Raw genomic sequence first — 18,662 nt, forward strand, 5'->3', positions numbered from 1 at the left:
CGCCGCCTGTGAAACACAGGGCACGGAAAAGCCCTACGGCGTTGTCACTGCCCCGGCGTACCCTGGAAAACGCCAGGCAGCCCGAGCGGCCAGCGTGCCGTAACGAGGAGGACGAGCAAGGCCTACGAGCCGGCCCATGACTCAGACACCCACAGCTCACGGCCCCGCGCAGGGGCAGGCACGAGCAGAGTTCACCGTCCCCGCCCAGCACCCCATGGTCACCGTTCTGGGGTCCGGCGACTCCCTTCTGCGCGTGATCGAGACGGCCTTCCCGGCGGCCGACATCCATGTCCGGGGCAACCAGATCAGCGCGGTCGGCGACTCGAAGGACGTCGCCCTGATTTCGCGCGTGTTCGACGAGATGATGCTGGTGCTCCGCACCGGGCAGCCGATGACGGAGGACGCAGTGGAACGCTCGATCGCCATGCTGAAGGCGAGCGAGAACGGGACGAGCGACGGCCAGGAGACCCCGGCCGAGGTACTCACGCAGAACATCCTGTCCTCCCGCGGCCGCACCATCCGCCCCAAGACCCTCAACCAGAAGCGGTACGTCGACGCGATCGACAAGCACACGATCGTCTTCGGCATCGGCCCCGCCGGCACCGGGAAGACCTACCTCGCCATGGCCAAGGCGGTGCAGGCCCTGCAGTCCAAGCAGGTCAACCGCATCATCCTGACCCGTCCGGCGGTCGAGGCCGGAGAGCGGCTCGGCTTCCTCCCGGGCACGCTCTACGAGAAGATCGACCCCTATCTGCGCCCGCTCTACGACGCGCTGCACGACATGCTCGACCCGGACTCGATCCCGCGCCTGATGGCCGCCGGGACCATCGAGGTCGCGCCCCTCGCCTACATGCGCGGCCGTACGCTCAATGACGCCTTCATCATCCTGGACGAGGCCCAGAACACGAGCCCCGAGCAGATGAAGATGTTCCTCACCCGGCTCGGCTTCGACTCGAAGATCGTGATCACCGGTGACGTGACGCAGGTCGACCTGCCCAGCGGCACCAAGTCGGGACTGCGCCAGGTCCAGGACATCCTGGAGGGCCTCGACGACGTCCACTTCTCCCGGCTCACGTCCCAGGACGTCGTACGGCACAAGCTGGTGGGCCGTATCGTCGACGCGTACGAGAAGTACGACAGCCAGCACGGCACCGAGAACGGCGGCCACAAGGGCGGCCGGGGCAGGCAGTCCGGGCACAAGGGGCTGTGACATTTAAAAGCGGGAGACCGAGCAGCAGCATGTCGATCGACGTCAACAACGAGTCCGGTACCGAGGTCGACGAGCAGGCGATCCTCGACATCGCCCGCTACGCACTGGCGCGGATGCGCATTCACCCGCTCTCCGAGCTCTCGGTGATCGTCGTGGACGCCGACGCCATGGAGCAGCTGCACGTTCAGTGGATGGACCTGCCGGGGCCCACGGATGTCATGTCCTTTCCCATGGACGAGCTGCGTCCGCCGTCGAAGGACGAGGAGGAGCCCCCGCAGGGGCTCCTCGGCGACATCGTGCTGTGTCCCGAGGTCGCCAAGAAGCAGGGCGACGAGGCGCCGACGGAGCACTCCATGGACGAGGAGCTCCAGCTCCTGACCGTCCACGGAGTGCTGCATCTCCTCGGATACGACCACGAGGAGCCCGACGAGAAGGCCGAGATGTTCGGCCTCCAGGCGGCCATCGTGGACGGCTGGCGCGCGGAGAAGGGCCTGACCGGCCCGTCCCCGGCCCCGACCGTCTCATGAGTGCGCAGATCGTCGCGGGCGCGATCGCCCTCGTCGTCGTGGCGTGGCTCGCCGCCTGCGCGGAGGCGGGCCTCGCGCGCGTCTCCAGCTTCCGCGCGGAGGAGGCGGTGCGCTCCGGGCGCCGCGGCAGCGCGAAACTCGCGCAGATCGCCGCCGACCCCACGCGGTATCTGAACGTCGCGCTGCTGGTCCGCGTCGCCTGCGAGATGGCGGCCGCGGCGCTGGTGACGTACGCCTGCCTCCAGGAGTTCCCGGGTACCACCCGCGCCCTGCTGGTGGCGATCGGCGTGATGGTCCTGGTGTCGTACGTCGCCGTCGGCGTCTCGCCGCGCACCATCGGCCGCCAGCACCCGCTGAACACGGCGACGGTGGCGGCGTACGTGCTGCTGCCGCTGGCCCGGATCATGGGCCCGATCCCGAACCTGCTGATCCTCATCGGCAACGCGCTCACCCCGGGCAAGGGCTTCCGCCGCGGACCCTTCGCCTCCGAGGCGGAGCTCAGGGCGCTGGTCGACCTCGCGGAGAAGGAGTCGCTGATCGAGGACGAGGAGCGTCGCATGGTGCACTCGGTCTTCGAGCTGGGCGACACGCTCGTGCGGGAGGTCATGGTCCCGCGCACCGACCTGGTCGTCATCGAGCGCTACAAGACGATCCGTCAGGCCCTCACCCTCGCGCTCCGCTCGGGCTTCTCGCGCATACCGGTCACCGGTGAGAGCGAGGACGACATCGTCGGGATCGTGTATCTGAAGGACCTGGCGCGCAAGACGCACATCAGCCGCGACGCCGAGTCGGAGCTCGTCTCGACGGCCATGCGGCCGGCCGCGTTCGTGCCCGACACCAAGAACGCGGGCGACCTGCTGCGCGAGATGCAGCAGGAGCGCAACCACGTCGCCGTCGTCATCGACGAGTACGGCGGCACGGCCGGCATCGTCACCATCGAGGACATCCTCGAGGAGATCGTCGGCGAGATCACCGACGAGTACGACCGCGAACTCCCGCCCGTGGAGGACCTCGGCGAGGACCGCTACCGCGTCACCGCCCGCCTCGACATCACCGACCTCGGCGAGCTCTACGGCCTCGACGAGTTCGACGACGAGGACGTGGAGACCGTGGGCGGCCTCCTCGCCAAGGCCCTCGGCCGCGTCCCCATCGCCGAGGCGTCGTCGGTCGTCGGACTTCCCGACGGCCGCGAACTCCGCCTGACCGCCGAGTCCGCGGCGGGCCGCCGCAACAAGATCGTCACCGTGCTCGTGGAGCCGATCGACCCGGCGTACCCGCCCGCGGAGGAGGCGAAGGAGGAGTGACACAGGCCGACGGCGGACCGGTGGCGCGGATGCGCGTGACCAACCGGGGCACGGACCTGCTGGAACTGATCCTCGAGCCCTACGGCAGCGACCACTGGCTGCGCCCCGCAGAGACCTTCGTGGTCGTGACGTACGGCTTCGGCGACGGCGACCCCTTCGAGGTCGAACATGAACCGGCGACGGTGATCGTGCAGCTCGACGGCCACGGATACGTGACCGACCTGCACGGCAACGAGATCGAGTGCGCCCACGGCCGCCCGGCGACCGGCGAGGAGACCACCGCATGACCCCGCAGGAACTGCGCGAGCTCTGCCTGTCCTTCAACGCCGCCGTGGAGGACTTCCCCTTCAACCCCGACACCTCCGTCTTCAAGGTGCTGGGGAAGATGTTCGCCCTCAGCCACCTGGACGGGCGACCGCTCACCGTGAACCTCAAGTGCGAGCCGGAGGACGCGGTGCGGCTGCGCACCGAGTACGAGGGGCTGATCAGCCCCGGGTATCACATGAACAAGCGCCACTGGAACACCGTCACGGTCGACGGCGAGCTCCCGGACCGGCTGGTCCGGGAGCTCGTGGAGGACTCGTACGACCTGGTGGTGGCCGGTCTACCGCGCGCGGAGCGGCTGCGGCTCGACCGTCCCTGAGCGGACCCTCAGGCCCACGGCGACCAGCGCCGCCGCGATCAGGACGACCGCCGCGTCGATCGCCAGCACCGTGTGGACGCCGGACAGCAGGTCGTGGGAGGTCGTGGCCAGCACGCCGAGGAGCGGGATGCCGACCGTGAGGCCGATCTGCTGGGTCGAGGTCACCAGGCCGGTGGCCAGGCCCTGTTCCTCGTCCGGGACGCCGGAGGTGACGGTCAGGCCGTAGGAGATGATCGCGCCCAGGTGGCACATGCTGGACAGGGAGACGGCGGTCACCGCGAGCCAGACCGACCAGCCTTGGGCGTCCAGGCCGAGCAGGGCGGCGATCAGGGTGCCCTGGCCGGTCAGCGAGGCGACCAGGGTGCGGCGCGCGCCGATCCGGCCGATGACCCTCGGGGCCCAGGCGCCCGCGACCGCCGACAGCACTCCCTGGACACCGAAGACCAGGCCGGTCTCGAAGGCCGACAGGTGCAGGATCTCCTGCAGGTACAGGGTCAGGACGAAGACGACCGTCGACATCATCGAGAAGGTGACCAGGCCACCGAAGTTGCCCCACGCCACGGTGCGGCGGCGCAGCATCGGGAGCGAGACCAGGGGAGCGGTCGTACGGGACTCGATGGTCACGAACGCCGCGAGGAGCACGATGCCCGTGGCCAGGGTCGCCGCGACGTCGGTGCGGGCGAAGCCGTGGTCGGCGGCCGTCGACAGGGCGTAGATCAGCGAGAGCAGGCCCGCGGTGACCGTGATCGCGCCGGGGACGTCCAGGCGCGGGCGCTCCGGGGTGCGTGACTCCGGCAGCAGGGCGGGCGCCAGCGGCAGCACGATCAGGGCGAACAGGGTGAGCAGCGCCATCGTGGAGCGCCAGCCGAACGTGTCGGTCAGGACACCGCCGGCCACCATGCCGACCGTGAAGCCGAGCGAGAGCAGCGTGCCCGAGATGCCGAGCGCACGGTCGCGGGCCGGGCCCTCCGGGAACGTCGTGGTCAGCAGGGACATGCCGGTCGGCACGATCGCCGCCGCGCCGAGGCCCTGCAGCGCGCGCCCGGTCAGGAACGACGCCGGGTCCCAGGCGAGCGTCGCGAGCAGCGAGGCCGCGCCGAACAGCGCGAGGCCGGTCAGGAACAGCTTCCGGCGGCCGTAGAGGTCGCCGATCCGGCCGAACAGGAGCAGGAAGCCGCCGGAGGGCAGTGCGAACGCGGTGACCGCCCACTGCAGGGCCGACCGGCTCATGCCCAGGTCGCTCCCGAGGGCGGGCAGCGACACGTTCAGGACGGAGAAGTCCAGGGCGACCATGAACTGGGCCGCGCACAGGACGAACAGGACGAGCTTGTCGCGCGTCGACAACCGGGGGGTGTCGAGCGGTTCGGTGGGAGTCACGGGTGAGGTGGTGTCGATCGCCATGGACAAGAGACTGCGGGAGCCGGAATAGCCGTGGGGAGCCGGAAGTTGTCCTGGTGGTGGCACCACCAGGCACGCTGACGGGGGAGTTGGACAGGTGGCGGACGTAATCGAGACGGCGGCGGGCAAGGAGCACCGGCTGCGGGAGCTGCGTGAGTTCCTGATGAGCCGGCGGGCGCGGATCTCACCGGGCGAGGCGGGCCTGCCGGACGGCGGGGCCCGGCGGCGCACGCCCGGGCTGCGTCGCGAGGAGGTCGCCGTGCTCGCGGGCGTCGGCGCGTCCTGGTACCAGTGGCTGGAACAGGGTCGGGACATCTCGGTCTCCCCGCAGGTCCTCGACTCCGTGGCGCGGGTGCTGAAGCTGAGCGGCGCCGAGCGCCGGCACCTGTATCTGCTGGCGGGGCTGAACCCGCCGCCGCCCGAGACCGAGCCCGACAAGCGGGACATGTACGAGGGGCTGCGGCGGCTGATCGACACCTGGATGCCGTATCCGGCGCACATCATGGACCCGTACTACAACTGCGTGCTCTACAACGACGCCGCCTCGGCGGTGCTGGGCATGCGGCCCGGCAACACGCAGAACTGCGTCGTCGACTTCTTCACGGACCCCCTGTACCGGTCCCGCTCCAAGAGCTGGGAGCACAACGCGCGCACGGTCGTCGCGCAGTTCCGGGCCGCGAGCTCGGCCCGGCCCGACGACGAGGGCTTTCAGTCACTGCTGGCCCAGCTGATGGACGCGAGCGAGGAGTTCGCCGCGATGTGGGCCGAGCGGGACATCGAGGACGCCGGGCAGATCCGCAAGGAGCTGGAGCATCCGCTGGTCGGGCTCCTGGTCGTGGAGTCCACGGCGATGCGGGTGCCGGCCCGGCCCGACCTGACGATCGTGCTGCACACGCCGCTGGACGAGGCGAACACCGCGGCGAAGCTGGAGTGGCTGGCGTCTCCGGAGGGCCGCCGCGGGGCGATGTACCCCGTGGCCGGATAGCGGCCCCGGTGCTCCGTATGCTCGGCCCATGACCGACAGCAGCGCGCTTGACCCCGAGGACCGCAAGATCGTCACCCTGGCCCGTTCCGCGCGGGCCCGCAACGCCGTGCCCGAGGGGGCGGCCGTACGGGACGAGACCGGGCGTACGTACGTCGCAGGGACCGTCGATCTTCCGTCGCTGAAGCTGAGCGCGCTGCGCACGGCGGTCGCCATGGCGGTGGCCTCGGGCGCGAAGTCCCTGGAGGCGGCGGCCGTGGTGACCGAGGCCGGGTCGGCCGCGGACGAGGACCGGGCCGCGGTGGCCGACCTGGGCGGCCCGCAGACCCCGGTGCTGGTGGCCGGGCCGGACGGAGCGGTTCGGAGCACCGTCACCGCGGGTTGAAAATCGGCCGCTTCAGAGTCGTCCGGAATTCGTCCTTGCCGTATCTCCGCCCCACGCGCATCAATGGAACCGGTAGTTCCGACGGGCCGTCAGATCCGATCCGCCACCCCCCACCCGGCGTACCGCACCACGCCGACCCGACGGCCCGTCCGGACCTCTCCCCACCATCCCCACATGGCAATTCCCAGACACGGGAAGGGAGTCGGATCTCCATGAGAGCCAGACGAATCAGCACCGGTGCGGCAATGGCGGTGGGGGCCCTCGCGGCCGCCTCGCTCGCGTTCGCCCCCAGCGCCCTCGCCGTCACCCCGCAGTCGGCGACGATCACCGCCGACTGCGGCAGCTTCGGCGGCGGGGGCGCCACCCTCACGGCCACCCAGGACGGCACGTCGGCCACCATCACCCTCACGTCGTCCGCGATCACCGCCCCGATCGCCCTGTCGCAGGACTCGATCTCCTCCACGCTGACCATGGTCAAGGCGAGCGGCGGCACGACCGCCTTCACCGGCACCAAGAACCCGGCGATGGCGGCCGGTGACCCCGTCAGCGTCGGTCCGCTCAGCGGCACCGTGGCCTCCGGCGACAGCCTGGAGGCCAACGGCGGCTCGCTCCAGATGACCGTCTTCGGCATCACCATCACCTGCACGGCGACCGGGCCGCAGTCACCCGGACCGTTCGTGTTCGACTGAACCGGCGCGACCGACAGGCGCTGAACACCCCTGCGCGGACCGTCAGTTCCCGAACCTGTGGAACTGACGGTCCATCAGTTCAGTTCGGGCATCTCCATTGACTTCTCACGCGATCCACACATCAATGCCCCCAGTGAGCGCACCAGAGAGGGGGCACCACCATGGATCCGACCACCCGAAGGCCAACCCGCAGAGCAGGCCGAAGACGCCGCTGGGCCGCGCTGCTCGGCGCGACCGCGCTCGCGGTCTCCACGGGCGCCGCGCTGGCCTGTCCGGCCGGCGCCGCCACGAACGTGGACTTCGCCACGCACTGCATCCCGCCCGCCGTCGCCGGCATCCCGCCGATCGACGGCACCACCACCGCCACCGTCGCGGTGGACAACGCCAGTCCGAAGGTCGGTGACACCGTCACCGTCACCTACACCGTCGTCAAGCCCGCCGCCAGCAATCCCACCGCCATCGCCCTGCCGGCCGACATCATGACGCCCACCGGCAAGGTCACGCTCGGCGGTGCCCAGACCGGTGACGTCACCGTCGCCGGCCCCAAGAAGAACGACCCGGTGCCGGGCAACGGCGCCTTCCCGTCGTTCTCCATGACCGGCACCTTCAAGGTCACCGCACCCGGCGCGATCACGCTCTCGCCCGGCGACTACAACATCCACACCAGCTACATCCTCGAACTGGACACCCCGTGCACGGTGACCAACCCACCCGCACCGGTCTCGGAGACGGTCACCGCGACCGACGCCAACCCCGCCAACAACCGGGCCATCTCCCTGAGTTCGGCCTCCGGCAACGCGGGCGACAGCGTCACGGTCAACGGCAGCAACTTCACGCCGGGTGCGCCCGTCACGCTCGCCGGGCGCGCCGGTGACACCCAGACCGCGGACACGGCCACGGTCACCGCGGGCACCGACGGCGCCTTCAGCGGCTCCCTCGTCGTGAGCGACAAGACGACGACGGGTGTGGTGGCGTACGAGGGAAGCACGTGGAACGCGGACAAGGGCGCCGGGCCCGCCGCCTACGTCGTCAACGACAACACCCCCGTCCCCGACGGGAGTCAGAAGCTGACGACCACGGTCAAGGCCGGCACGCTGTCCATGTCCCAGGCCGGGGACTCCGTCGCCCTGTCGGCGGTCGACTTCGGCAAGGGCGGGGCCTCGACCGGCGCCCTGAACTCCGTCACCGTCAAGGACTTCCGCGGCGGACCCGCGGGCTGGTCCCTGACCGGCAAGGTCACCGACTTCACCGGCCCCGGCGCCAAGATCGATGCCGGGAAGCTGAGTTGGACCCCCGCCTGCGCCACGAAGGCGGGCAGCCCGAGCACCTGCCGGGCCGGTTCGGCGGGCACGGTGGGCAGCTCGGGGGCGACCCTCGCGTCCACCCCCGACGGCACGCTCACCGGCGGTGAGTTCACCGCGGACGCGGGACTCTCCCTGGACGTCCCGGCGTTCACGCCTCCGGGCTCGTACGCGGGCGTGCTCACCCTCACGCTCACCTGACCGCACGGGCGCCCGCACCCGCCCGTCCAACTCCTCGCTGTGGGGGGTCCGCACCCATGCGCAAGCCGTACGTCCTCGTCCTCGGCCTTCTCCTCGCCGCCTTCTCCGGCCTCGCGGCCCTCTCCGCACCCGCGCACGCCGCCGACAACGGCAGCTGGTCCGTCTACCCGGCGGCCTCGCAGATCGCCGCGCGCCCGTACTTCTACCTCTCCGCAGATCCCGGGACGACCGTCGAGGACAAGGTGGTCGTCGCCAACAAGACCGGGAAGCCGCTGACCTTCCGGCTGTACGCCGCGGACGCCTACAACACCGCACGGGACGGCGGATTCGCCGTGAAGACCATGGCCGAGAAGCAGCGCGGCGTCGGCGCGTGGGCGAAGCCCGCCACATCGCACGTCACCGTCCCCGCGCACGGCAAGGTCACCGTGCCCTTCACGCTGCACGTGCCCGAGGGCGCCGAACCGGGCGACCACCCGGGCGCGTTGGTGGCACTGGACGAACACGTCGACAAGGGCTCCGGCTCACTCGCCCTCGGCGTGCGACGGGCCGTCGGCGCCCGCGTCTACCTCCGCGTCAGCGGCCCTACCCTCCCCGCGATCGCCGTGGAGAACGTCCACGTCGTCCACCACCAGCCCCTCGTCCCCGGCCTCGGCGACAGCACGGCGACGATCTCCTACACCCTCCACAACACCGGCAACGTCACCCTGAACCCCAAGGTGGAGCTGCGCGCGGAGGGCCTGTTCGGCCGCACCCTGCTCTCCCGCGACCTGACCCGCATCCCCGCCGAACTGCTCCCCGGCCAGCGCGTGAAGCTCACCGAGCCATGGCGGGACGCACCCCAACTCGATTGGGGAGACGTGAAGTTGACGGCGAGCGCGCCGCACACCCGGCAGTCGGCGAGCGCGTCGTTCTTCGCGCTGCCGTGGGTGGTGGCCGTGGTGCTGCTCGTGGTGGTGGTCGTGGGGGCCGTCCTGGTGGTCAGAGGGCGTCGGGACCGCGTTCGCCCGTCCGAACCCGTACGACCGTCTCGACCGGCACCGCCCACACCTTCCCGTCCCCGATCTTCCCCGTCTGCGCGGCCTTGACGATCGCGTCGATCACGGCGTCGGAGTCCGCGTCCTCGACGACGACCTCGATCCGCACCTTGGGCACCAGGTCGACCTGGTACTCGGCGCCGCGGTACACCTCGGTGTGCCCGCGCTGCCGCCCGTACCCACTGGCCTCGGTCACGGTCAGCCCGTGCACACCGAGCTCCCGCAGGGCGGTCTTCACCTCGTCGAGGCGGTAGGGCTTGACGATCGCGGTGATGAGCTTCATGCCTGGCTCTTGACCTTCTGGGCGGGGGAGAGGATGGAGGACGAGACCGGGGCGCCGTGGCCCAGGACGCCGTGATCGTATGCCGTCTCGGCGTGCACCGTAAGGTCCAGGCCGTTGTGCTCGTGCTCCTCGCTCGCCCGCAGGCCCATGGTCTTGTCGATGACCTTGGCGATGCCGTACGTGACCAGGAAGGCGTACGCGGCCACCGCCGCCACGCCGACCAGCTGCTTGCCCAGCTGGATGAGCCCGCCGCCGTAGAGGAGGCCCTCCACGCCGCCGGTCATCGCCTTCTGTGCGAAGACGCCGATCAGCAGGGTGCCGATGATGCCGCCGACGAAGTGGACGCCGACCACGTCGAGCGAGTCGTCGTAGTTGAGCTTGAACTTCCAGCCCACGGCGTACGAGCAGACGACACCCGCGGCGAGGCCGACGACCAGCGCGCCGATCAGGGAGACCGAGCCGCAGGACGGGGTGATCGCGACCAGGCCCGCGACCGCGCCGGACGCGGCGCCCAGGGTGGTGGGGTGGCCGTCGCGCTTCTGCTCCACGAAGAGCCAGCCCAGCAGGCCGGTGCAGCCGGCGGCGAGGGTGTTGAGGAAGGCGGCCGCGGCGAGGCCGTTGGCGCCGAGGGCCGAGCCCGCGTTGAAGCCGAACCAGCCGAACCAGAGCAGGCCCGCGCCCAGCATCACCATGGGCAGGTTGTGCGGGCGCATCGCGTCCTTCTTGAAGCCGAGCCGCGGGCCGAGGACCAGGCAGAGCGCCAGGCCCGAGGCGCCGGAGGTGATCTCGACGGGCATGCCGCCGGCGAAGTCGAGCGCGCCGAGCCGCTCCAGCACCCAGCCGCCCGGGCCCCACACCCAGTGCGCGACGGGAACGTATACGAGCAGCGCCCAGACGGGTACGAAGACCAGCCAGGCGGAGAACTTCGCGCGGTCCGCGATCGCGCCGCTGACCAGCGCCGCCGTGACGATCGCGAAGGTGAGCTGGAAGGTCGCGAAGAGGAGGGTGGGGACGGTGCCGTGCAGGCTGGACGGGCCGAGACCGGCCATCCCCGCGTGTTTCAGATCACCGATCAGCCCGCCGCCGGCGTCGTCTCCGAAGGCCAGCGAGTAGCCGCCGGCCAGCCAGACCACCGTGACCAGGGCGATCGACACGAAGCTCATCATCAGCATGTTGAGGACGCTCTTCGTGCGGACCATGCCGCCGTAGAAGAGGGCCAGGCCCGGCGTCATCAGCAGGACCAGGGCGGTGGCGGCGAGCAGCCAGGCGGTGTCGCCGGTGTCGGCGTGCTGGGCGGCGAGGGTCACGGGCGTCTCCGTCGCGGTGGGGGCACGTCCCCTCGGGGCGGGGGCTCGTCAGAGCGTCACCGCCGTGCGTTTCCGGTTGTGCACGGGTGTGTTTCCGCGGTGTTTCGTTGCGTGAGGGTTTCGGAAAGCTCACCGCGGCGGCGGTGTGTGGGGCGTGGTACGGCGGTGTCTCGTGGATCAGGGAGAATGTTGGGTATGAGCGTTCGTACCCAGTCATCCGAGGCGTCCGGCGAGACCGTCCACCGGTCCGGCTTCGCCTGCTTCGTCGGCCGCCCCAACGCGGGCAAGTCCACCCTCACGAATGCTCTGGTCGGGCAGAAGGTGGCGATCACCGCGGACCAGCCGCAGACCACGCGGCACACCGTGCGGGGGATCGTGCACCGGGAGGACGCCCAGTTGATCCTGGTCGACACTCCTGGGCTGCACAAGCCGCGCACGCTGCTGGGGCAGCGGCTGAACGACGTCGTCCGCACGACGTGGGCGGAGGTCGACGTGATCGGCTTCTGCCTGCCCGCGAACGAGAAGATCGGCCCCGGTGACCGGTTCATCGCCAAGGAGCTGGCGGGGATCAAGAAGTCCCCGAAGGTGGCGATCGTCACCAAGACCGACCTCGTCGACTCCAAGGCCCTCGCCGAGCAGCTGATCGCGATCGACCAGCTGGGCAAGGAGCTCGGGATCGAGTGGGCGGAGATCGTGCCGGTGTCGGCGGTCGGGGACAAGCAGGTGAACCTGCTGGCGGACCTGCTGGTCCCGCTGCTTCCCGAGGGGCCTGCGCTCTATCCCGAGGGCGACCTGACCGACGAGCCCGAGCAGGTCATGGTGGCCGAGCTGATCCGGGAGGCGGCGCTGGAGGGTGTCCGCGACGAGCTGCCGCACTCCATCGCGGTGGTGGTCGAGGAGATGCTGCCGCGCGAGGACCGGCCCGCGGACCGGCCGCTGCTCGACATCCACGCCTACCTGTACATCGAGCGGTCCAGCCAGAAGGGCATCGTCATCGGGCCCAAGGGCAAGCGGCTGAAGGACGTCGGGATCAAGTCCCGCAAGCAGATCGAGGCACTGCTGGGCACGCCTGTCTTCCTGGATCTCCACGTCAAGGTGGCCAAGGACTGGCAGCGTGACCCGAAGCAGCTACGGCGTTTGGGTTTCTGAGTTTGGGGCGGCCGGGGGTGTGGCTACGGTCGGGCAGGTCGCGGCTTTCCTCGCACGCCCGCCGTGCGGCGGTAGCCGCGTATCGATGCAGTCTCGACCTCCACGTCAAGGTGGCCAAGGACTGGCAGCGGGACCCGAAGCAGCTACGGCGTCTCGGCTTCTGACGGGGTCAGGTCCTGCAGGCCCACCACCCGCAGCAGCTGCAGCCGCTCGTAGGACTCCGTGCCCGGGCGGGCCGTGTGGACCACCAGCTGCTGGTTGTGGTCGGAGTTGACGAGGACCTCGCAGTCGAGTTCGAGGACGCCGACCATGGCGTGCCGGAAGCGCTTGGTCGAGGCGCGCCGGACGGCGACCTCGTGCTCGTCCCAGAGACCCGCGAACTCCTCGCTGCCGGCGCGTAGTTCGGCGACCAGTGCGGCGGGCTCCGGGTCGGTGGGGCGGGCCGCCGCCACCGCGCGCAGGCTCGCCACCTGCTCGCGGGCGCGCTCCGGGCGGTCCTCCGGCGGGAAGAGCGCCTGGGCCGCGGGGTCCAGGAAGAAGCGGCGGAGCATGTTGCGCTCGCGGGGCGGGCGGGCCAGGAGGTCCCCGCTCAGCGCCCGCGACATGGCGTTCTGGGCCAGGACCTCGCCGCAGTCGGTGACCACCAGTGCGGGACAGTCGTGCAGCCGGTCCAGGACCAGCAGGAGTCCCGGCCGCACGTGCGTGCTCGTCGCCTCCCGGCGGGGCGGTTCCTCGCCGGTCAGGTGGAAGAGGTGGTCGCGTTCGTCCTCCGTCAGGCGCAGTGCGCGGGCCAGCGCGGTGAGCATCTGGCGGGACGGGCGCGGGCCCCGGGACTGCTCGAGGCGTGTGTAGTAGTCCACGGACATGCCGGCCAGCTGGGCCACCTCCTCGCGGCGCAGTCCCGGCGTACGGCGCCTGGCCCCGGCCGTGAGGCCCACGTCGGAGGGGTCCAGGCGGGCGCGGCCGCGGCGCAGGAAGTCGGCGAGTTCGGCTCGGTTCACCTCTCCAGGGTGCGGGAGACCGGCCGGCTTATCCAGGGACTGCCGATCCCCTGATGAAGAGGTCTCTCCCGGTCGCGCCCGGCCCGTCCGAGGCTGTTCGCAGACGACGGACATCCGCATCCGGCGGACGCGAGAGCTCGTGAGGAGCACATCATGCTGACTTTGGTGACCGGTACGACGGGACAGGTCGGGCGCCGCTTCGTGCCGAGGCTGCTGGCGCAGCAACAGCCGGGGGAGCAGGTGCGGGTCCTGGTGCGGGACGCTGCCCGCGGTGAGCCTTTCGCGGAGCTGGGCGCCCAGGTGGCCGTAGGGGACATGCGGGACGAGGAGACGCTCGGCAAGGCGCTTGCGGGGGTGGACGCCGTCGTGAACGTCGCCGCCTCCTTCCGCGGGGTGCCGGACGAGGAGGCGTGGGCCGTCAACCGGGATGCGGCGGTGGCGCTGGGCCGGGCCGCGCAGACCGCGGGCGTGGAGCGGTTCGTGCAGGTCAGCACCGGCAACGTGTACGGCATCGGCCGGGGCCGCCCGCTGACCGAGGAGGACGAGAGCCGGCCCGGCGGCGAGATGTGGGGCGCCTACCCGGAGTCCAAGGCCGAGGCCGAGCGTGAACTGCTCGCCATGGAGGGCCTGGACGTACGCATCGGACGGCTCCCCTTCGTCTACGGCGAGGGCGACCCGCACCTCGCCAACGCCCTGCACTGGGCCCCGAACTGGGCTCCGCACCAGCGCCTGCAGATGGCGCATCACGCGGACGTCGCCCAGAGCCTGATGCGGCTGCTGTACGCGCCGGGCATCGGCGGCCGGATCTACAACGTCGCCGACGACGCCCCCGTCACGACGGTCGAGCTGTACCAGCTCAACGGCGTCGAGGTGCCCGCCGGGCTGTACGAGAACACCGACCGCGACCCGTGGCACGGGATCATGTCCAACCGGCGGATCCGCCGGGAGCTCGGCTTCCGGCCCATCTACCCGAGCGTGTGGACGGCCCGGGACGCCGGCGCCCTGTAGCGGGCGAGAGGTGTCACTCCACGCCCTTGATCCGCCCGACCAGCACCGCCCCCGCCAGCCCGATCACGGCCGCCACCAGGTACAGCACCCGGTAGCCGCCGAGGTACGTCACGATCGGTGCGGCGAGGGCGGGCGCCGCGACCTGGGGCAGCGCGTTGGCGACGTTGATCACGCCCAGGTCCTTGCCGCGGTCCAGGGCCTTCGGCAGGACGTCGGTCATGAGCGCGAAGTCCACCGAGGTGAACACCCCGAAGCCGACGCCGAGGACCGCCGCCGCGACGATCGCGCCGGGCCAGGTCTGCCAGCCGGCCAGGGCCGCCGTCGCCACCGCCATCAGTACGCCGGACCAGATCACGAAGGGCTTGCGGCGCCCCGTGCGGTCCGACCACACGCCGGCGACGACGACCGTGGCGAGCAGGGTCACGCCGTTCACGGCGGTCAGGATCAGCACGCCCTCGTCGGGATCGCCGTAGTGCAGGCGGTCGCGGAGGTAATACAGCAGGTAGAGCAGGACGAGCGCGTTGCTGAGGTTGATCAGGAAGCGGGTCAGCCAGGCCCAGCCCAGGTCCGGATGGCGGCGCGGGCTCAGCCAGAACCCGGCCAGGAAGCCCCGCCACGACCAGGGCGGCCGGTCCGCCGCCGCGAGCCGCAGGTCCTCGTACCGGACGACGTACGGCAGCACGCCCACCGCCGTGAACACCGCGCACGCCGCGTAGCCGGCCCCGATGCCCCCGGCCGCCGTCGCGAGTCCCGTGCCGCCGACCACCCCGAGGATCTGGGCCGCGCCCAACCAGCCGCCCACCGAGCCTCGTTGGAGCCGCGGCACCCGGTCCGGCACCGCCGCGGTCACCGCCGCGAACGCCGCGTTCAGGGTCAGCTGGACCAGGCACCAGGCCGCCGCCATCGTCCACACGCCGTCCGCGCCCGCGAGCAGCAGCAGCGACAGGGCGCCGCCCGCAGCGCCGGCCACGATCCACGGTGTACGGCGGCCCCGGCGGGAGGTGGTGCGGTCCGAGAGCGCGCCGAAGACGGGGTTGGCGACCAGCGAGACCGCAGCGCCCGCGGCCGTCACCCAGGCCAGCATCGTCTCCTTGGACATGCCGGAGCCCGGTGCGAAGTCCTTCGCCTGGGAGGCCAGCAGGATCTGCAGCGGGCCGTACCAGCCCACCCAGATCGCCCCGTTGGCGAGCGAGAGGGACGCCGTCCAGCCCCGTCCCACCCGCTCGACGGGCTCGGCGAGCGCCGCCGGGGCGTCGCGCTCCAGGGAGGTCATCCCTGCGCCCGCAGCACGCCCCGCAACCAGTCGTACGACGCCTTCGGTGTGCGCTTCTGGGTCGTGTAGTCCACGTGCACGAGCCCGAACCGGCGCTCGTACCCCTCCGCCCACTCGAAGTTGTCCAGCAGCGACCACACGAAGTACCCGCGCACGTCGACGCCCGCCTCCGACGCCCGGTGCAGCGCGCGGAGATGGCCGTCCAGGTACGCGATCCGCTCCTGGTCGTCGATGCCCTCGTAGCTGCATCCGTTCTCGGTGATGACGACCGGCGGGAGGCGGTCGCCGTAGCGGTCGCGGAAGCCGGTGAGCAGTTCGGTCAGGCCCTCGGGTACGACGGGCCAGCCGAAGTCCGTCACCGGTACGCCCTCGATCTGCCGTACCGAGAAGGGGAGTTCGGCCGGGATGGTGAGGCCGCCGAAGTCGATGTCCTCACCCTGCGGGGCGCCCACCCGGGTCGGTGCGTAGTAGTTGACGCCGTACCAGTCGATCGGTTCGGAGATGACCTTCAGGTCGGACTCGACGTCGCCCGGCATCAACTCGCCCAGTCCGTCCGGGTACCGGCCGAGCAGCAGGGGATCGGCGAACAGGCGGTTGAGCAGCAGGTCGTAGAAGCCCGCCGCCTCCACGTCCGCCGGTTCCCGGGAGGCCGGCCAGGTCGGGCCGTGCGAGTTGGCGATCCCGATGTCCGTGGCGCCCGCCGCGCGCAGGGCCCGTACCGCCAGACCGTGGGCGAGCAGCTGGTGGTGCGCGACCGGGAGCGCGTCGAACATCAGGTGCTTGCCCGGTGCGTGCGCGCCCAGGGCGTGGCCCAACAGCGTATGTTCCGCAGGCTCGTTGAGGGTGATCCACTTCTGCACGCGGTCGCCCAGCCGCTCGGCCACGACCGAGACGTACTCCGCGAACCGCGCCGCCGTGTCCCGCTCCAGCCAGTCCAGCGCGAGGGGCAGGTCCCAGTGGAAGAGGGTCGGGACGGGCCGTACGCCTGCCGCGCACAGCTCGTCCACGAGCCGGTCGTAGAAGTCCAGGCCGCCCTCGGAGCGGACCCGGGGCCAGGAGATCGAGAAGCGGTACGCGTCCACGCCGAGGCCGGCCAGCAGGGCCACGTCCTCGCGGTAGCGGTGGTAGTGGTCGCAGGCGACCTCCGCCGTGGAGCCGTCCTTCACCCGTCCCGGCTCAGCCGTGAAGGCGTCCCACACGGACGGCTCGCGCCGGTCCACCGCGCCCTCGATCTGATGGGCCGAGGTGGACACACCCCACAGGAAGCCGGCCGGGAAACGGGGCATCGGGTTCGCCGCATCGAACGGTTCAGTCGCCATGCGCGGATCATCCGTACCACCGGTAACAGAAGTCAACGCCCGCGCATGGACGACCTGTTACGAGCTCAGGCTCCCTCCTTCAGCACCCTGGAGATCAGCGTCCGCTGCTCCTCGGTGAGCTGGGGATCCGCGGCGTAGAACGTCCTGCCGTCCACCGTGATCTCGTAGCTGAACCCGTCCGGGACGCCGGCGGGCGGCTTGCTGTGCCCGCCGGCCACGGCCTGTTCGGCCAGGGCGTGCCACTCCCCGGCGTCGGGCCGTCCCGAGGTGTCCACCTCGGCCCGCCGCTCGATGCCCGCGAATCCACCCGTACGCCGTACTCGAATACGCATGGGTCCGTGTCTAGTACGGAACTACGAGGTCCGCACCCCGACCCGTTCCCAGGCCTTCAGGACGGCCTGAAATTCCTCCCCCTCGCTGAAGCGGGCCTTGGCGGCCGCGACCGTGAGGTTCGCGAAGTCCACGAACAGGGCGTCCTTCTTCAGCCGGCCGCCGGTCAGGACGTCGTACCAGACCTGTCCCGCCTTCTCCCAGGCGTTGCCGCCGAGCGCGGTCGCGGCCAGGTAGAAGGCGTGGTTGGGGATGCCGGAGTTGATGTGGACGCCGCCGTTGTCGCGGCCGGTGCGCACGAAGTCGTCCATGGTCGCGGGCTGCGGGTCCTTGCCGAGGACGTCGTCGTCGTACGCCGTGCCCGGCTCCTTCATGGAGCGCAGCGCCTTGCCGGTGACGCGCGGGGCGAGGAGCCCAGCGCCGATCAGCCAGTCGGCCTCGGCGGCGGTCTGGCCGAGCGTGTACTGCTTGATCAGCGAGCCGAAGACGTCGGACAGCGACTCGTTGAGCGCGCCGGACTGGCCGAAGTAGGTGAGGTTGGCCGTGTACTGCGTGACGCCGTGGGTGAGTTCGTGGCCGATGACGTCGATCGGGATGGTGAAGTCGAGGAAGATCTCGCCGTCGCCGTCGCCGAACACCATCTGCTCGCCGTTCCAGAAGGCGTTGTTGTAGTCGTTGTCGAAGTGGACCGTCGCGTCGAGGGGCAGCCCGCCGCCGTCGATCGAGTAGCGCTCGTACGCCTTCATGTACAGCTCGAAGGTGGCGCCGAGGCCCGCGTAGGCGCGGTTGACGGTGGCGTCCTTGCCCGGGTCCGAGCCCTCCGAGCGGACCTTCCTCCCCGGCAGGTCCGTGTGGTGGCGGGCGTCGTAGATCGTGCGGTGCGGCTGGTCGGTCGCCGCGCCGGCGGGCGGGGCGACGGTCGGAGCGCCGATGACCGTGGTCAGCCGGCGGTGGGTGCGCTCGTAGGCGTCGCGCTCGAGTGTCTTGCGCGCGGTCGCGGCGAGTGCGGAGTCCTCGTGCTGGGCCAGCTTGTCGAGGATGTGCGGAGGTACGACGGTGCAGAAGACGGGCTCGAAGCCCCCGTTGGTCTTCGTCATGTCCGGAACCATTGCACTGAGTTATGTCGGTGTCACTACCCGCAACCATGATTGGTGAAATATGGGGACAGCGGCCTGCACGCTCCGTGACGGAGTGGTATGGCGCACGTTTTGCCCCTTTTATCGCCCGGGTCCCGCATACTGATACGGCGCCCCGCATCCGAAGGGGCTCGGCTAGCATGCGGAGCATCATGCGTTTCGGGCTGCTTCTTCTTAGCTGC

Annotated in this window: 20 protein-coding genes; 12 read left to right on the forward strand and 8 right to left on the reverse strand. The window is 70.8% G+C overall.

All coding sequences use genetic code 11. The features are described from left to right. The first annotated feature begins 136 nt into the window (after positions 1-136). Genes ACGFYN_RS06980 through ACGFYN_RS07000 form a run of 5 tightly spaced genes read left to right on the forward strand, consistent with a single transcriptional unit; the run spans position 137 to position 3,684 of the window. Positions 137-1,210, forward strand: a complete 1,074-nt coding sequence (locus tag ACGFYN_RS06980; RefSeq protein WP_393864703.1) for a PhoH family protein — start codon at positions 137-139, stop codon at positions 1,208-1,210. Between the two features lie 29 nt (positions 1,211-1,239). Continuing rightward, the gene (gene ybeY, locus ACGFYN_RS06985; RefSeq protein WP_393864704.1) at positions 1,240-1,737 is read left to right on the forward strand and encodes an rRNA maturation RNase YbeY; all 498 of its coding nucleotides are present in this window, start codon (positions 1,240-1,242) and stop codon (positions 1,735-1,737) included. Next, positions 1,734-3,041: a hemolysin family protein gene (locus ACGFYN_RS06990; protein WP_393864705.1), complete on the forward strand. Its 1,308-nt coding sequence runs from the start codon at positions 1,734-1,736 to the stop codon at positions 3,039-3,041. The genes ybeY and ACGFYN_RS06990 overlap by 4 nt, the downstream gene beginning before the upstream one ends. Next, entirely contained in the window at positions 3,038-3,328 is a 291-nt protein-coding gene (locus ACGFYN_RS06995) for a hypothetical protein (protein ID WP_393864706.1), read from the forward strand. The genes ACGFYN_RS06990 and ACGFYN_RS06995 overlap by 4 nt, the downstream gene beginning before the upstream one ends. Beyond that, positions 3,325-3,684, forward strand: coding sequence for an MmcQ/YjbR family DNA-binding protein (locus tag ACGFYN_RS07000; RefSeq protein ID WP_393864707.1), 360 nt, complete (start codon positions 3,325-3,327; stop codon positions 3,682-3,684). The genes ACGFYN_RS06995 and ACGFYN_RS07000 overlap by 4 nt, the downstream gene beginning before the upstream one ends. Here the strand turns inward: ACGFYN_RS07000 and ACGFYN_RS07005 are convergent. Continuing rightward, positions 3,646-5,085 carry an MFS transporter gene (locus ACGFYN_RS07005; protein ID WP_393864708.1) on the reverse strand — a complete coding sequence of 480 codons (1,440 nt, stop codon included), beginning with the start codon at positions 5,083-5,085 and terminating at the stop codon, positions 3,646-3,648. The genes ACGFYN_RS07000 and ACGFYN_RS07005 overlap by 39 nt on opposite strands. Positions 5,086-5,179: 94 nt before the next feature. On the opposite strand from ACGFYN_RS07005, the gene ACGFYN_RS07010 reads away from it, so the two are divergent. The 5 genes from ACGFYN_RS07010 to ACGFYN_RS07030 all read left to right on the forward strand — a co-directional run bounded on the left by ACGFYN_RS07010 (position 5,180) and on the right by ACGFYN_RS07030 (position 9,725). Beyond that, a complete protein-coding gene (locus tag ACGFYN_RS07010) occupies positions 5,180-6,067 on the forward strand; it encodes a helix-turn-helix transcriptional regulator (RefSeq protein WP_393864709.1) in 888 nt (295 codons plus the stop codon). A gap of 28 nt (positions 6,068-6,095) precedes the next feature. Beyond that, entirely contained in the window at positions 6,096-6,449 is a 354-nt protein-coding gene (locus ACGFYN_RS07015; protein ID WP_393864710.1) for a cytidine deaminase, read from the forward strand. A 212-nt stretch (positions 6,450-6,661) separates the two neighbouring features. Next, a complete protein-coding gene (locus ACGFYN_RS07020) occupies positions 6,662-7,138 on the forward strand; it encodes a hypothetical protein (RefSeq protein ID WP_393864711.1) in 477 nt (158 codons plus the stop codon). A 161-nt stretch (positions 7,139-7,299) separates the two neighbouring features. Then, positions 7,300-8,640 (forward strand): beta-xylosidase, encoded by a 1,341-nt coding sequence (locus ACGFYN_RS07025; protein ID WP_393864712.1) that lies wholly within the window; start codon positions 7,300-7,302, stop codon positions 8,638-8,640. A gap of 56 nt (positions 8,641-8,696) precedes the next feature. Then, a complete protein-coding gene (locus tag ACGFYN_RS07030; protein ID WP_393864713.1) occupies positions 8,697-9,725 on the forward strand; it encodes a WxL protein peptidoglycan domain-containing protein in 1,029 nt (342 codons plus the stop codon). On the opposite strand, the gene ACGFYN_RS07035 is transcribed toward ACGFYN_RS07030, so the two are convergent. Both ACGFYN_RS07035 and ACGFYN_RS07040 read right to left on the reverse strand, forming a co-directional pair. Next, positions 9,619-9,957: a P-II family nitrogen regulator gene (locus tag ACGFYN_RS07035; RefSeq protein WP_393864714.1), complete on the reverse strand. Its 339-nt coding sequence runs from the start codon at positions 9,955-9,957 to the stop codon at positions 9,619-9,621. The genes ACGFYN_RS07030 and ACGFYN_RS07035 overlap by 107 nt on opposite strands. Next, a complete protein-coding gene (locus ACGFYN_RS07040; protein WP_393864715.1) occupies positions 9,954-11,264 on the reverse strand; it encodes an ammonium transporter in 1,311 nt (436 codons plus the stop codon). The genes ACGFYN_RS07035 and ACGFYN_RS07040 overlap by 4 nt, the downstream gene beginning before the upstream one ends. Before the next feature lie 195 nt (positions 11,265-11,459). On the opposite strand from ACGFYN_RS07040, the gene era reads away from it, so the two are divergent. After that, positions 11,460-12,413 (forward strand): GTPase Era, encoded by a 954-nt coding sequence (era, locus tag ACGFYN_RS07045; protein WP_393864716.1) that lies wholly within the window; start codon positions 11,460-11,462, stop codon positions 12,411-12,413. Between the two features lie 143 nt (positions 12,414-12,556). Here the strand turns inward: era and ACGFYN_RS07050 are convergent, their stop codons facing one another. Beyond that, the gene (locus tag ACGFYN_RS07050; protein ID WP_393864717.1) at positions 12,557-13,414 is read right to left on the reverse strand and encodes a helix-turn-helix transcriptional regulator; all 858 of its coding nucleotides are present in this window, start codon (positions 13,412-13,414) and stop codon (positions 12,557-12,559) included. 153 nt (positions 13,415-13,567) lie between these two features. Here ACGFYN_RS07050 and ACGFYN_RS07055 point away from each other — a divergent pair, with 153 nt between their 5' ends. Then, on the forward strand, positions 13,568-14,422 hold the full coding sequence (locus tag ACGFYN_RS07055) for an NAD-dependent epimerase/dehydratase family protein (protein WP_393864718.1): 855 nt from the start codon (positions 13,568-13,570) through the stop codon (positions 14,420-14,422). A 13-nt stretch (positions 14,423-14,435) separates the two neighbouring features. Here the strand turns inward: ACGFYN_RS07055 and ACGFYN_RS07060 are convergent, their stop codons facing one another. From ACGFYN_RS07060 to ACGFYN_RS07075, 4 genes are all read right to left on the reverse strand, one after another. Then, positions 14,436-15,695, reverse strand: a complete 1,260-nt coding sequence (locus ACGFYN_RS07060; protein ID WP_393864719.1) for an MFS transporter — start codon at positions 15,693-15,695, stop codon at positions 14,436-14,438. Further along, positions 15,692-17,014, reverse strand: a complete 1,323-nt coding sequence (locus ACGFYN_RS07065) for a GH1 family beta-glucosidase (protein WP_393864720.1) — start codon at positions 17,012-17,014, stop codon at positions 15,692-15,694. Before ACGFYN_RS07065 ends, ACGFYN_RS07060 begins: the two co-directional genes overlap by 4 nt. 65 nt (positions 17,015-17,079) lie before the next feature. Further along, the gene (locus ACGFYN_RS07070; protein WP_393864721.1) at positions 17,080-17,346 is read right to left on the reverse strand and encodes a protealysin inhibitor emfourin; all 267 of its coding nucleotides are present in this window, start codon (positions 17,344-17,346) and stop codon (positions 17,080-17,082) included. Between the two features lie 21 nt (positions 17,347-17,367). Next, positions 17,368-18,441 carry a M4 family metallopeptidase gene (locus ACGFYN_RS07075; RefSeq protein ID WP_393864722.1) on the reverse strand — a complete coding sequence of 358 codons (1,074 nt, stop codon included), beginning with the start codon at positions 18,439-18,441 and terminating at the stop codon, positions 17,368-17,370. Positions 18,442-18,662: the final 221 nt, after the last annotated feature.

It is taken from the genome of Streptomyces sp. NPDC048419 (assembly GCF_043200415.1).
GTDB lineage: Bacteria > Actinomycetota > Actinomycetes > Streptomycetales > Streptomycetaceae > Streptomyces.